Annotated in this window: 15 protein-coding genes; 13 read left to right on the top strand and 2 right to left on the bottom strand. The window is 32.2% G+C overall.

What is annotated here, in order from left to right:
- The 3 genes from C0512_RS13155 to C0512_RS13145 form a co-directional block, all read left to right on the top strand.
- On the top strand, positions 1 to 205 hold a 205-nt coding region (locus C0512_RS13155; protein WP_290862306.1), incomplete at its 5' end, for a hypothetical protein.
- 9 nt (positions 206 to 214) lie between these two features.
- Positions 215 to 598, top strand: coding sequence for a hypothetical protein (locus C0512_RS13150; RefSeq protein WP_290862304.1), 384 nt, complete (start codon positions 215 to 217; stop codon positions 596 to 598).
- 70 nt (positions 599 to 668) lie between these two features.
- Positions 669 to 1,460 (top strand): O-methyltransferase, encoded by a 792-nt coding sequence (locus tag C0512_RS13145; protein ID WP_290862303.1) that lies wholly within the window; start codon positions 669 to 671, stop codon positions 1,458 to 1,460.
- 52 nt (positions 1,461 to 1,512) lie between these two features.
- Here C0512_RS13145 and C0512_RS13140 read toward each other — a convergent pair whose 3' ends face one another.
- Complete coding sequence (locus C0512_RS13140) at positions 1,513 to 2,172, bottom strand: hypothetical protein (protein WP_290862301.1); 660 nt, start codon at positions 2,170 to 2,172, stop codon at positions 1,513 to 1,515.
- Positions 2,173 to 2,502: 330 nt separating this feature from the next.
- On the opposite strand from C0512_RS13140, the gene C0512_RS13135 reads away from it, so the two are divergent.
- From C0512_RS13135 to C0512_RS13090, 10 genes are all read left to right on the top strand, one after another.
- Positions 2,503 to 3,192, top strand: a complete 690-nt coding sequence (locus C0512_RS13135; RefSeq protein ID WP_290862299.1) for an ABC transporter ATP-binding protein — start codon at positions 2,503 to 2,505, stop codon at positions 3,190 to 3,192.
- A gap of 76 nt (positions 3,193 to 3,268) precedes the next feature.
- Positions 3,269 to 4,225 (top strand): hypothetical protein, encoded by a 957-nt coding sequence (locus tag C0512_RS13130; protein WP_290862297.1) that lies wholly within the window; start codon positions 3,269 to 3,271, stop codon positions 4,223 to 4,225.
- Positions 4,226 to 4,333: 108 nt separating this feature from the next.
- Positions 4,334 to 4,906 carry a cob(I)yrinic acid a,c-diamide adenosyltransferase gene (locus C0512_RS13125; protein ID WP_290862295.1) on the top strand — a complete coding sequence of 191 codons (573 nt, stop codon included), beginning with the start codon at positions 4,334 to 4,336 and terminating at the stop codon, positions 4,904 to 4,906.
- A 162-nt stretch (positions 4,907 to 5,068) separates the two neighbouring features.
- Positions 5,069 to 5,290 (top strand): DUF2795 domain-containing protein, encoded by a 222-nt coding sequence (locus tag C0512_RS13120; RefSeq protein ID WP_002986941.1) that lies wholly within the window; start codon positions 5,069 to 5,071, stop codon positions 5,288 to 5,290.
- Between the two features lie 84 nt (positions 5,291 to 5,374).
- On the top strand, positions 5,375 to 8,725 hold the full coding sequence (gene secA, locus C0512_RS13115) for a preprotein translocase subunit SecA (RefSeq protein WP_290862293.1): 3,351 nt from the start codon (positions 5,375 to 5,377) through the stop codon (positions 8,723 to 8,725).
- A 79-nt stretch (positions 8,726 to 8,804) separates the two neighbouring features.
- Entirely contained in the window at positions 8,805 to 9,440 is a 636-nt protein-coding gene (locus tag C0512_RS13110) for a hypothetical protein (protein ID WP_290862291.1), read from the top strand.
- A 229-nt stretch (positions 9,441 to 9,669) separates the two neighbouring features.
- Positions 9,670 to 10,518, top strand: a complete 849-nt coding sequence (locus C0512_RS13105; protein WP_290862289.1) for an ABC transporter permease — start codon at positions 9,670 to 9,672, stop codon at positions 10,516 to 10,518.
- A complete protein-coding gene (locus C0512_RS13100) occupies positions 10,515 to 11,264 on the top strand; it encodes an ABC transporter ATP-binding protein (RefSeq protein WP_290862287.1) in 750 nt (249 codons plus the stop codon). The genes C0512_RS13105 and C0512_RS13100 overlap by 4 nt, the downstream gene beginning before the upstream one ends.
- A gap of 7 nt (positions 11,265 to 11,271) precedes the next feature.
- A complete protein-coding gene (locus C0512_RS13095; RefSeq protein WP_290862285.1) occupies positions 11,272 to 12,039 on the top strand; it encodes an MlaD family protein in 768 nt (255 codons plus the stop codon).
- Between the two features lie 55 nt (positions 12,040 to 12,094).
- A complete protein-coding gene (locus C0512_RS13090; RefSeq protein ID WP_290862284.1) occupies positions 12,095 to 12,670 on the top strand; it encodes a hypothetical protein in 576 nt (191 codons plus the stop codon).
- Between the two features lie 190 nt (positions 12,671 to 12,860).
- Here the strand turns inward: C0512_RS13090 and C0512_RS13085 are convergent.
- A partial coding sequence (locus tag C0512_RS13085) for a T9SS type A sorting domain-containing protein (protein WP_290862283.1) occupies positions 12,861 to 14,616 on the bottom strand: 1,756 nt, incomplete at its 5' end.

Here is a 14,616-nt window from a genome sequence, read left to right as displayed (position 1 = left end):
TAAAAAAATTTTAGAAGAAACGATTAATTCATTTAAAGAATTAGAAAAAGAGTTTAAAGACATCAAAAAAGATAACAATAAAAGAAAAAAACAAAATAAATACCTTTACGAAAAAGAAAAAGAACTTGAGTATAGAAAATCGGCAGAAGGTTTTTTATTTTTCTTCACAACTAATAACATTAAAACAATTGATATAATTAACTAATTTTTTAAAATGAAAACATTTAAAACTCTGATTCTATTTTTAGGAATTATATTATTTACATCTTTCAAATCAGAAAACAATAATGACAAAAAACTTGTTGGTATTTGGAAAGGCTTTGAGGTTGAAAAACAATTTGAAGGTGTAGAAAAACATTGGATTGTTCAAAGATTTGCAAATGGTACTTATGTAATTATGTTTACAACTAAACAAAATTGCGAAATTCAAACTTTTACTGAGAAAGGAAAATGGTGGACAAAAGGAAATTTTTTTTATGAAAAACACCAAAATGTAGAAGCTCCAGAAATTTATTCTTATGAAGTTAAAGACAACTTAGTTGTACATTTTAAAAATCAAGGGAATGATTATGAGTTTGATGATTATCGCTTAGAATAAAAACCAACAAGAAATGAACAAATTTTAACCAATCCAATTCATGCTAATTCTTGAGATTTGTGTTTACTTTATGAATCATTTAATTAGATCCTATTTAAAATTTCTTTTATATTCCAAAAACCAACATGGAATTCACTCCCCATTTGTGTTCGATTTGGTGACGAAATGTTTTTATGATAAAACCAAATATCCCGAATACGAAGTTTTAAAAGAATACCGAAAATCTCTTCTAGCCAACGAAAATTTAATAGAAGTAACCGATTTTGGTGCCGGTTCAAGAGTTTTTAAATCCAATCAAAGAAAAATTTCTGCTATTGCAAAAAATGCCGGAATTTCTCCAAAAAGAGCAGAATTATTATTTAGAATTGTTCATTATTTTCAACCTGAAAATAGTTTAGAAATTGGAACTTCGTTGGGATTAGCCACCATTGCTCTATCTTTAGGAAATAAAAATTCAAAAGTAATTACTTTAGAAGGTTGCCCTCAAACAATGGCAATAGCTAAAAATCAATGTCAATTGCAAAATTTAAACAACATTGAATTTGTAAACACTAAATTTGAAGACTACCTCAAAAACCTTCAACCCGCTCCCGAAACTTCGGGACGCAACCCGCAACTAATTTACTTTGACGGAAATCATTCGAAAAATGCTACATTAGAATATTTCGAATTATTATTACCCACAATTACAAACGATTCTGTGTGGATTTTTGACGATATTCACTGGTCAAAAGACATGGAAGAAGCTTGGGTACTAATTAAAAATCATCCCAAAGTTACCGTGACTATTGACACCTTCCAATGGGGAATGGTTTTCTTTAGAAGCGAACAGGAAAAAGAACATTTTACCATTCGTGCATAAAAAAAATGACAGCCATCACTGACTGTCATTTTCCAACTGAACTAATAACTAATTATTCTTTTGCTGCAGCATTTTCTTCTGCTTTAGCTCCCATACGGTTTACTTTAAGCATTGGTGCAAATTTGATTTTTATACCCGCAATTTCATTGTTGTCAGAAGATGATAATCCTTCTTTTTCAACGGTATTTTTACGTGTTCCTAAAGCTTCATACAACAATTTGATTTCATCCCAATCTTCACGGGTATAAGCATCTTTATTGTTTTGAACTGTTTCAGTAAACGTTTTGAAAGTGGTTAAAAGGTTGTCTTTGTTAACCCATGAGAAACTCATGTCATCACCAATTTTTCCTTCACCAAACAAAGTATTACGCAATTGTTGTTTTGGAGAAACAGCTGCTGCTTGGTTTGCTGCTTCTAATTTTGCTTTTAATGCTTCATACTTCGCATTACTGGCATCAATTTTAGCTTGGGCTACTTCTTTATCTTTTAAATCTGCCAAAGCCTCTTGAGCTGCAGCATTTCTTGCTTGATAATTTGTTTCAATAACTGCCCAATTGGTTTTGGCCTCTTCCGCACTTATGGTTTCGACTGAATCGACATAAACCACATAAGTTTCAACGGTTTTTTCTGCTTGATCATTTTTTTCATCCTTACAAGAGGTAAAACCTATTACAAGTATTGAAATTCCAAAAATTAATTTACTTTTTTTCATTTTATGAGTTTTTAAATAATATTCTGTAAAGATACTAAAAATTATATAATAATCATTATTTTAAAAGTTTTATTAAATTTATTTTAATAATTTGTTATATTTTTTATAAAATATGTGAATTATGTAATATTTTTATAAAATTATATAACTTTAACTTTGCATTAAAAATTTATATTATTGATTATAATGCATGAAGAGAGATTGAAGTTAAAATTCAATAATGTAACAATTTGATAAATTTGAGTACTTATAGCATAAACAAAAATCAAATTTGTACTTTTAACCGAAGAGTTTCTAAATATTATTTTTAAAACTACAATCTTATACTAAATGGCTCAACCACTTATCAAAATAACCAATATTAAACGAGATTTTATTCTAGGAAGTGAAACAATATACGTACTTAAAGGAATAGATTTAGAAATCAACAAAGGAGAATATGTAGCATTGATGGGGCCTTCAGGATCCGGAAAGTCAACTTTGATGAATCTTTTGGGATGTTTAGACACTCCTACCTCGGGAACATACATTCTAAACGGAAAAGATGTGAGTCAGATGCACGATGATGAATTAGCCGAAATACGTAATAAAGAAATAGGTTTTGTATTTCAAACATTCAACTTAATGCCTCGAACATCTGCTTTGGATAATGTGGCTTTACCTATGGTTTATGCAGGATATCCAAAAAGTGAGCGAAACATAAGAGCTACAGAAGTTTTAACACAAGTAAATTTGGCCGACCGTATGGACCACAAACCAAATGAACTTTCGGGTGGTCAACGTCAGCGGGTTGCTATTGCCCGAGCTTTGGTTAATAACCCTTCCATTATTTTGGCTGATGAGCCTACCGGAAACTTGGATAGTAAAACCTCTGAAGAAATTATGGGTCTTTTTGATGTCATTCACAAAAATGGAAATACAATTATTTTGGTAACTCACGAAGAAGATATTGCTGCTCATGCTCATCGAATCATTCGTTTACGTGACGGAATGGTGGAAAAAGATGAACAAGTAAAATAAACAATTTGTACCTTTGTGTATTAAGTTTATTTTATGAAAACACTTATTATTATTCTTGTAGTTTTATTTATAGCCGTTGCTATTATTACTCGAATGGCAAATAAACACAGAGGAAATCGACGAAATCGTAATTTCAAGACTAGTTATTATTCCAAAAAGAAACATTAACCGAATGAATGTTGGAATACTCACTTGTGCACGATTACCTGAACTTTTAGAATCGGATCAAAAATTAATTCCGCTTTTTGCAAAAGAAAATATTACTGCAAAAGCAGTTATTTGGGATGATGAATCGATTAATTGGACTGAATTTGATTACCTTATTTTCAGAAACACATGGGATTATTATCAAAAAGAAATTGCGTTTAACCAATGGTTGGATAAAATTGAATCGTTAGGAATCAAAACGTTGAATCCAATCACAACTATACAAAAAAACAAACATAAATTTTACTTAAAAAAATTAGAAAAAGAGGGAATTTCAATACTTCCAACACTTTTTTTAGAAAAAAATTCAACACCGGATTTACTTAATTTAATTCCTGAAAACTGGAAAAAAATTGTCATCAAACCTGCTTTTTCTGCCGGAAGTTATTTAACTAAATTAATTGACCGAAGTGAAATTAATTCCATTCAAGAAGAATTCAAAGACCATTTTGAAACCAAAGATTTCCTTTTACAGGAGTTTCGTCCTGAGATAAAAGAATTGGGCGAAACATCGCTGATTTTCTTTAACGGAAATTTTTCACATGCAGTCAACAAAAAACCTGTTTCGACAGATTTCAGAGTTCAAATTCAATACGGTGGAAAATATACTTTGATTGAGCCCAATGATGATTTAATACTTCAAGCCGAATTAGTTCTATCAAAAATTCCCGAAAAACTTTTATATGCTCGCGTAGACGGTATCGTTATCAAAAATAAACTCCATTTGATGGAAGTTGAACTCATTGAGCCCGATTTGTATTTTGATTTGGCTGACGGTGCAAGAGAAAGATTTGTGGAAGGTTTTTTGAAGGTGCTAAGAAGCTAAGGTTCTAAGGCTCTGAGGTGATTCCGTATCATCTTAAAACTACAATTTAATTCAACCCAATTAAAAAAACTTAGTACCTTAGCACCTCATAACCTTAGCACCTCATAAATGAAAATATACACAAAAACCGGCGATAGCGGAACCACCGCACTTTTTGGCGGAACTAGAGTTCCCAAACATCACATTCGTATTGAAAGTTATGGAACAGTAGACGAATTAAATTCGCACATCGGACTTATTCGCGATCAAAATATCAATCAATTATATAAAAATATCCTAATTGAAGTGCAAGACCGCCTTTTTACCGTTGGAGCCATTTTGGCCACACCTCCTGAAAAAGAAGTTTTAAAAAATGGTCAACAACGTTTAAACATCAATCGGATTTCAGAAGAAGACATTCAATTATTGGAAAATGAAATCGATTCGATGAACGATTCATTACCCCCAATGACGCATTTTGTTTTACCCGGTGGACACACAACAGTGTCATATTGTCATATTGCAAGATGTGTTTGTAGAAGAGCCGAACGTCTATCTGTGCATCTTCACGAATTAGAACCGACAGATGAGCAGGTTTTAAAATACTTAAACCGCCTTTCTGACTACCTTTTTGTCTTGGCACGAAAGTTGTCATTTGACCTGAACACGGAAGAAGTAAAATGGATTCCGAGGAAAGAGTAAGCCATGTTCATTTGCCCGCTAGCAGAGATCAAAAAAGAAGCTCAAAAAAAACGTTCTTAACTTTTCAAAAGTAAAAAAAATACTTTTTGGTAAAATAAATCACTTTTTACTTGACTATTTCAGCAGAAAAATTATTTTTGCATAAAATTAAATCGATAGAAGATGTATTGGACATTAGAATTAGCATCCTATTTAAGTGATGCACCGTGGCCAGCCACCAAAGATGAGCTTATTGACTATGCTATCAGAACGGGTGCTCCGCTTGAAGTAGTGGAAAACCTTCAATCTATAGAAGATGAAGGCGAAATCTATGAATCGATGGAAGAAATTTGGCCGGATTATCCTACAGACGAAGATTATCTTTGGAACGAGGACGAATATTAAAGAAAAATAAAAAAATCACCAGAAAGAAGTCTCACTAGAGGCTTTTTTTTTGTGTAAATTTGCACACTTAAAAAAACAATAATTATGAGTTTCATAAATAGTATTCTTAAAGCATTTGTTGGCGACAAATCCGAGAAAGATGTCAAAGCAATACAACCCCTTTTAAATAAAATTAAAACATATGAAAGCAATTTAGCATCGCTTTCACATGACGAATTGCGAGCTAAAACTATAGCTTTCAAAGAAACTATAAAACTAGCCCGTGCTGAAAAAGACAATAAAATTGCTTCCTTAAAAACAGAAGTGGAGCAGATTTTAGACATCGATAAACGCGAAGATTTGTATTTAGCAATCGACGCATTGGAAAAAGAAGCTTATGAAATTTCTGAAAAAGTTTTATTGGAAATTCTACCGGAAGCTTTTGCAGTAGTGAAAGAAACGGCTAGACGATTTAAAGATAATACTTCAATTAAAGTAAAAGCAACGCCAAAAGACATCGAACTTTCAGCAACAAAATCATATATCTCGCTTGAAGGTGACGATGCAATTTGGGCAAATTCATGGAATGCTGCCGGAAAAGAAATTACTTGGGACATGATTCACTATGATGTTCAGTTGATTGGAGGTGTCGTTTTACATCAAGGAAAAATTGCCGAAATGCAAACTGGGGAAGGAAAAACATTAGTTGCTACTCTACCCCTTTATTTGAATGCCTTAACAGGAAACGGTGTGCATCTAGTTACCGTGAATGACTATTTAGCAAAACGGGATAGCACATGGAAGGCACCTTTATTTGAATTTCATGGTTTAACTGTTGATTGTATTGACAATCATCAACCGAATACCGATGCCAGAAGAAAAGCATACGAAGCAGACATTACCTACGGTACAAATAATGAATTTGGTTTTGACTATTTGAGAGATAATATGGCACATTCACCAAACGATTTGGTGCAACGCAAACACAATTATGCCATTGTCGATGAGGTTGACTCCGTATTGATTGACGATGCTAGAACACCCTTAATTATTTCTGGTCCGGTTCCGCAAGGAGACAGACATGAATTTAATGAATTGAAGCCAAAAGTTGATAACTTAGTTTCTTTACAACGAAATTTAGCAACAGGATTTTTAACAGAAGCAAAACGTCTAATTAAAGAAGGTAATTCTAAGGATGGCGGTTTTAACCTGTTAAGAGCTTATCGTGCCTTACCTAAAAACAAGGCCTTAATTAAATTCTTAAGTGAAGAAGGTGTTAAACAATTACTTCAAAAAACTGAAAATCAATACATGCAAGATAATAATCGCGAAATGCCCAAAGTGGATGAAGCATTATATTTTGTTATTGAAGAAAAAAATAATCAGGTTGAATTAACCGATAACGGGATCAAATTTTTATCACAAGATACCGATGGAAATTTCTTTGTTTTACCAGATATCGGAACTGAAATTGCCCGTATTGAAAAATTGAATTTAAATAAAGATGAAGAAGCAGAAGAGAAAGAAAAATTATTTCAGGATTTTTCAATCAAATCAGAACGTATTCATACTTTAACACAACTATTAAAAGCCTATACCCTCTTTGAAAAAGATGTGGAATACGTTATCATGGAAGACAAAATCATGATTGTCGATGAGCAAACCGGTCGTATTATGGACGGTCGTCGATATTCAGATGGATTACACCAAGCGATTGAAGCCAAAGAAAACGTAAAGATTGAAGCAGCCACTCAAACTTTTGCAACGATTACGCTTCAAAATTATTTCCGTATGTACAGCAAATTAGCCGGTATGACGGGTACTGCAGTAACAGAAGCAGGAGAGCTTTGGCAAATTTACAAATTGGATGTAGTTGAAATTCCAACTAACCGTCCGATGTCGAGAAAAGATCAGGAAGATTTAATATACAAAACAACACGCGAAAAATTCAATGCAGTTATTGAAGATGTAACTAAATTATCTCAAGCCGGAAGACCGGTTTTGATTGGAACAACTTCAGTAGAGATTTCAGAATTATTGAGTCGAATGTTGAAAATGCGTAACATTCCGCACAATGTGTTGAATGCAAAAATGCATAAAAAAGAAGCTGAAATTGTTGCCGAAGCAGGTAAACCTGGCGTCGTAACAATTGCAACAAATATGGCCGGTCGTGGTACCGATATTAAACTAACACCGGAAGTTAAAGCCGCAGGAGGTTTAGCTATCATTGGAACTGAACGTCACGATTCTCGTCGTGTAGACCGTCAGTTACGTGGTCGTGCGGGTCGTCAGGGAGATCCGGGAAGTTCACAGTTTTATGTTTCTTTAGAAGATAATTTGATGCGTTTATTTGGTTCAGAACGTGTAGCCAAAGTAATGGACAGAATGGGCTTGAAAGAAGGTGAAGTGATTCAACATTCGATGATGACCAAATCGATTGAAAGAGCTCAGAAAAAAGTAGAAGAAAACAACTTTGGTGTGCGTAAACGTTTATTGGAATATGATGACGTAATGAATTCACAAAGAGAAGTAATCTACAAAAGAAGAAGACATGCGTTACACGGAGAGCGATTAAAAGTGGATATCGCCAACATGATGTATGATACCTGTGAAAATATCGTAAACGAAAACAAAGCAATTTCTAATTTTAAAAATTATGAATTTGAGTTAATTCGCTATTTTTCAATCACATCACCTATTTCAGAAAGCGAATTTAACAAGTTAACCGAAATAGAAATCACCGGAAAAATTTATAAAGCAGCCTTAGCACATTATGATGAAAAAAATGCCCGTGATGCCCGTGAAGCCTTCCCTATAATCAGAAATGTTTATGAGAATCCGTCTAATCATTACGAACGAATTGTAGTTCCATTTAGTGATGGTCAAAAAACATTAAATGTGGTGACCGATTTGAAAAAAGCCTATGATTCAGAAGGAAAACAATTGGTCGCTGATTTTGAAAAAAATATCACCTTAGCCATTGTAGATGAAGCTTGGAAAAAGCATTTACGCAAAATGGATGAATTAAAACAATCCGTACAATTAGCCGTTCACGAACAAAAAGATCCGCTGTTGATCTATAAATTTGAAGCTTTTAATTTGTTTAAAGCAATGTTGGATAAAGTGAATAAAGAAGTGATTTCCTTTTTATTCAAAGGTGATTTGCCAAATAGAAATGAAACAAATATTCAGGAAGCCAAAGAAATTCGTCAAAAAGAAGATTATAAAACATCAAAAGATGAAATTCCAAACAGCGATTCTTTAGCCTCACAACATCGTGAAGCCGGTCAAACGCAACGTCAACCAGTTACGGAAACGATTGTACGAGATACGCCAAAAATCAATCGAAACGATACCGTTACTATCAAACACATCCTGAGTGGTAAAACGGAAAGTATGAAATTTAAAAAAGCAGAAAGCATGATTGCCAGTGGTGATTGGGTTTTAGTGAACTAATTTTAAATAAATCAAATAATATAATCCCCAATGGTTCTAAACTGTTGGGGATTTTTTTATATTTGAAAAAAATCAAACAATGAAAAAAACAGTTATACTATTCTTTATTTTTGTCTCCATTCAAAGCCTTTATTCGCAAGAAAAAAACAACAGTCCCTTTTTAGAACCTAAAAATCAATTTAAAGTTGTAGTTGATTCCAAAGAATATTTCTACTCTGAAGGAGATGAATTAGAAATAAATCATTCCGCTACAAAATCAAAATTAAAAATTGAATTACTTGGATTTAAAAAATTCGATAGCGGAACCGTTAGTTTTCATTATCCGTCCAACTTTGCTTTTGAAGTAGACAAAGATTTTGGTTATAATAATTGGACATTTGACGGTAATAATGTAGTTATCCTATATTTTGAAATTGATAACGACATGAAAATGCAGGAATACATAGATTTAATGGTTGAACAATTCGGTAAAAAAAATTGCAAAACTGAAAAAAAACAAATTCAATTAGGAAACAAAACGCTTTCCGGCACAAGAATTAATATAACGTTGGTTGGTCAATTATTAAGTCTGGAATTTTTTGAGATTCCGTTAAACGATTACAAAACCCGTTTTATAGCTTTTCAAGATTCTAAAGATGAAGAAGGGAACAACTCAAAAGAATTGGCTGATACGATAAAAATGGTTCATGAAACAATTACTTTTTTAGAGAATTAAAATTATTTTCTTGTTTTAAAATCCCTGATAAACTCATTATCAGGGATTTTTTTTGATCCAATAAAAACTATAAACCTTCTATCGAACGTGAATTATATAACTTTTTAGAAATGTTATGTAATCTTTATTTTTTTTTCTTGCGGACCTTTACCCAATTAAAAACTATTCCCAGTTAACCCTTTTTATATGCTGAATTGGTTAAAATCAAAAAAGGAATAGGAAAAGAACCATGATAAAAAAATCAACTTCCACTCTAATTCCTTCCTTAGATATAGCAAAAGGACAAATCATTAAATTGAGTGAAAAAACAATCGTTAAAAAAGAAGAAGCAAATTCATTTTTAACAAAAGTGGCCGATGTCACCTTGTTTTTAACAAAAATCATAAAAGAAACATTTACCCGTGATTTTGAGTTTAAAGAATTTTTGAGGCAATGTTTTGAAATTGGGTATAAAACATTACCCTTAATTTCTATTACAGGAACAATTATGGGTTTGGTTTTAACAATTCAATCTCGGCCAATACTCATAAAATTTGGTGCAGAGACATTACTTCCAAGTATGGTCGCTGTATCAATTATTCGTGAAATGGGTCCGGTAATTACTGCTTTAATTTGTTCCGGCAAAATAGGGTCCGGTATTGGTGCTGAATTAGGATCGATGAAAGTAACAGAACAAATTGATGCTATGGAAGTTTCCTCAACCAATCCAATTCGCTATTTAGTAGTGACAAGAGTTTTGGCTACTACTATCATGATACCAATATTAGTACTTTATGCAGATGGTCTTGGTATTTTAGGCAGTTGGATAGGAGCTAATATCAAAGGAGACGTTTCCTTTATTTTGTTTTTTTCACAAGCCTTTAAGCATGTCGAGTTTATTGATTTTATACCGGCTATTACCAAATCATTTTTTTTCGGGGCCGTTATTGGATTAGTAGGAACATACCAAGGATATAATGCCGGACGAGGAACAGAAAGTGTTGGAAAAGCAGCGAATACAGCGGTTGTACTATCCTCCTTGTTAGTCATTATCATCGACATGATTGCTGTTCAAATAACTGATATGATTGCCCTATGATAAATCAAGTAAAAAAATCCAAAAAAGTGGTTGAGATTATCAATCTAAAAAAATCTTTTGGTAACCAAGTAATATTACAAGATATTTCACTTTCCCTCATGGAAGGAGAAAATTTAGTCATATTGGGTAAATCAGGTTCAGGAAAATCTGTTTTAATAAAATGCCTGATTGGATTATTGACAACTGACAGCGGACAAATCAATGTATTTGAAGAAAATATGAATACATCAACCGGAAAAGAATTAGCCCTATTGAGAGAAAAAATTGGCTTTTTATTTCAAAGTAGTGCTCTATATGATTCCATGACGGTTAGGCAAAATTTAGAATTCCCATTGAGAAGAATTAAAAAAAACTTAACTGAAAATCAAATTGAAGAAAAAGTAAATGAAGTTTTAGAAAATGTCGGATTAATTGAATCTATCAATAAAATGCCTTCTGAACTTTCGGGTGGAATGCGAAAAAGAATAAGTTTAGCCAGAACACTTGTGGTAGATCCCAAATTGATGCTTTACGATGAACCCACCACCGGACTTGATCCAATTACTTCCAATGAAATCAGTTTGCTCATCTTAGATATTCAAAAAAAATATAAAACCTCCTCTATCATTATCACACATGATATAAAATGCACTCAAAAAACTGCCAATCGAATCATTATGATTGAAGATGGTTTAATCTATAAAGAAGGTAGTTTAGAATCATTTGAAAATGAATCAGATTTATTAATTAAATCCTATTTTAACTAAAAAAACAATGGAAACCTATACTCAAAAATTCAAAATCAGACTCGGCTTATTTGTTGCCGGCGGAATAACATTATTTATTTTAACCATATTTATTATCGGTAAACAAAAAAACTTATTCAATCCTGTCTATTCTTTAACTACCAGTTTTTATAATGTGAGTGGCTTACAGGTTGGCAATAAAATTCGCTTTTCCGGAATTGACGTTGGAACCGTCGACAATATTAAAATTATAAATGATTCTACCGTAAAAGTTTCTCTTTTAATAAGAAAAGAAATACAACCATTTATAAAAACAAACAGCGAAGTAACCATCGGTTCCGAAGGACTAATTGGTGACAAAATTTTACAAATCACACAAGGAACAAATAATGCCTCAACAGCAAAAGTCGGACAACATCTTCAATCTATAGAACCGGTGGAAATTGATGCAATCATGGCCAGTTTGCAATCAACAGCCGATAATGCTGAGATAATTTCAGATGAATTAGCGGAAATCATGATTAAAATCAACAGTGGAAATGGTACGTTAGGTCGCTTGATACAAGATTCACTTATTGCTGAAAATTTGAGCCAGACGATGCTTAACTTGAAAAAAAGTTCCAAAGGATTAAATGAAAACATGGAAGCTGCCAAAGACAATTTTTTGTTGCGAGGCTATTTTAATAAAAAAGAAAAAGCGGCATTAAAAGCGAAAAAAGCGGCTTTAGAGAAAAAAGAAAAAGAGAAAAAAGAAGCAGAGAAAAAAGCTAAAGAAGCATTAAAAAATAAAAACTAACAAAATTGATTTCATTTACTTTAAAAAGTTACCTATTTTTGAATAAACGATATCTATGAAATTAAAAGCTATTATTTTTCTTTTTTTATTGATTCCATCTATTACATTTTCACAATCCATAGAAAATTTAAAAACAGAAACTAACAAATTCTATGCTGCTCATTACAACATGGACTTTGAAGGAATTGCTTCTTTGTATCATCCAAATTATTTTGAAAAATTCACTAAAGAAACAATTACTGCCGGTTTAGATGAACGATTTCAAAATGATGTGGATGGAATTCGTTTTGTTTTTCCGACAATGACATTCAATTATGCTCCAATTCGAGAAATTAATTCCGGTAAATATTGTGTAATTACTTTTAAAAATTCTTTTAGAATAATCATGTCTAATACACAAGCTGAGAGTCAAGTACAAAAAGACTTAGCTTCCTATCTTAAAATTAAAAACTATAAATCAGTGAAATATGAATCTAAACGAAATAGCTATTTTATTGAAGAAAACGTTACTTGGATTGCCGTTTCATCTGCTCAAACAAATTGGAAATGGACGTTTATTGAAATGAATTCAACCTTCAAATCGTTAGATGAATTATTGGATACCTCCCTTCAAAAAGAATTAGGTTTATAATTGGTTTAAAAAAATAAATACTATCTTTACTATGATGCTTCTAATGGCATTACCAAACAAGTATGGCAAAGAGTCAAGATGCGAAGAAAAACGTTAAGAAAGAGCCTTTAAAAACGGCAAAAGAAAAGAAAGAAGAGAAACGTGAAAAGAAAAACAAAAGGGATTAATTTTTTAATCCCTTTTTCTGTTTTTATTGTTTCACAAACTTCGAAATTCCCACTCCTTTATCTGAATGTACTTTTACAAAATACGTTCCGGTTAGCAAGCTTGAAACATCAATATTTAATTGATTATTCTCATTAGGAATCGCTTGAAGTAATTGACCCAAACTATTAAAAATTTCTACTGATTTTAAATTAATGGTTTGACTTTCTATCGTTACAACAGAACTTGCAGGATTAGGATATAATTTCACAAAACTGGAAAATTCAAAATCAGGATTGCTCAATGCTTCGATTGCAGTAGTGGCCGGTTCAGTAATAATCGGGAAATTATAATCAAAATAAATACTCGCAAAATTGGAGAACGTATCGCCAACAGCTAAGTTGTTTTTCAATTTAATTTTGAAAGCAATATAACCATATCGTTCCTCCGAAGGTGGAAACGGCAATTCAATATTTTCAAAAATAAATTCTACTTTATTGTCATTGATTCTAGTCCATTGTTGGTGACTTGCACTTAGTACGATCAAACTATTCAAATCAAATTTTGATAAATCAATTTCGTCTTTTACTACTACATTTTGAGCGAAGAATGTTCCTGTGTTTTCAAATCGAATGACATAATGCACATATTGACCAATTAATTCTGTACTCACTACAGAACCTTCCAAACAGGTTTTGTCGTTTGGATCAAAGGAATTATCAACCTCTTGATTTAAAGTTGATGCATTATCGGATGGCATTGAATCTCCCGAAAGTGGATCAATAATGGCAATGAATTCTAAAATTTCACCTCCATTTAAAGCTGGAGTTTCTTGAGGAGAATTTAAATTAAAAACAACTTCAATTTCTCTGGTTTCAAATGGTTGTAAATTTGAATAGTTCCAATTTAAAATATTTGGTTCTACCATCGATTGAATTGGATTTGAAGAAACAAAATCCATCACATTATCCATAAACGTAAACGAAATTGAACCGGAAACCGTTGTGTTGCCTTTGTTTTTATATACTAATTTGTAACTTGTATCAAAACCAGGTATAGCAACATTTAAAGGAACGATAACTACTTCTACATCTTGATGCGTACCATTTGAAGTGATGCAGAAATTTTGTGTAAACGGACTAGTTTGAGCCGGAAATGTAACTGCAAAATTTGCCGGACTCACATTAAAATAAGTTGGGTTTTCAAAAACAGGAGTTAAAGTGTGTGAGCCTGCTTGAACGGGAATGGAATAATCTCCGCTAGTATTTGAAATAATACTCCCTGAAATAGTTCCGTTAGTGATGCTGAATTTCATGTTAGGAAAATTGATATCATTTTCATCACAACCATTACTGGATAAATCTAATTTTGAATTACCTTGAATGGTGAAAAATTCTCCGCCGGGGACAAATGAACAATAGGAATTTACATGACCTGAAATATTGAAATCATCCATATAAGATCGAATTGAATTTACATCATTTTCATTGGCACATACATACATAATTGGATTGTTGTTAAAATAATAATAAAAAGAAGACTGATTATTCCCATTTTTAAGATTTAAATACTGAATGTCATTATAAGTACATTCAAATTGAAATAATTGATAACAATCTGATACATCTAGTGTTGTTAACTGATTACCTCCGCAACTAAAAGTATACATTTGATGACAACCTGTTACATTTAAGTAATTAATTTGATTAGAACTACAATCCAAATCGTATAGTAGATTGAATCCTGAAACGTCTAAACTTGTAATTAAATTGTTCGCACAACGTAGTTGTTCTAATAAATAA

This window comes from Flavobacterium sp. (assembly GCF_013822155.1).
Lineage (GTDB): Bacteria > Bacteroidota > Bacteroidia > Flavobacteriales > Flavobacteriaceae > Flavobacterium.
Note: the sequence above shows the minus strand (reverse complement) of the source record. Positions and strands in the feature narration are given on the sequence as shown.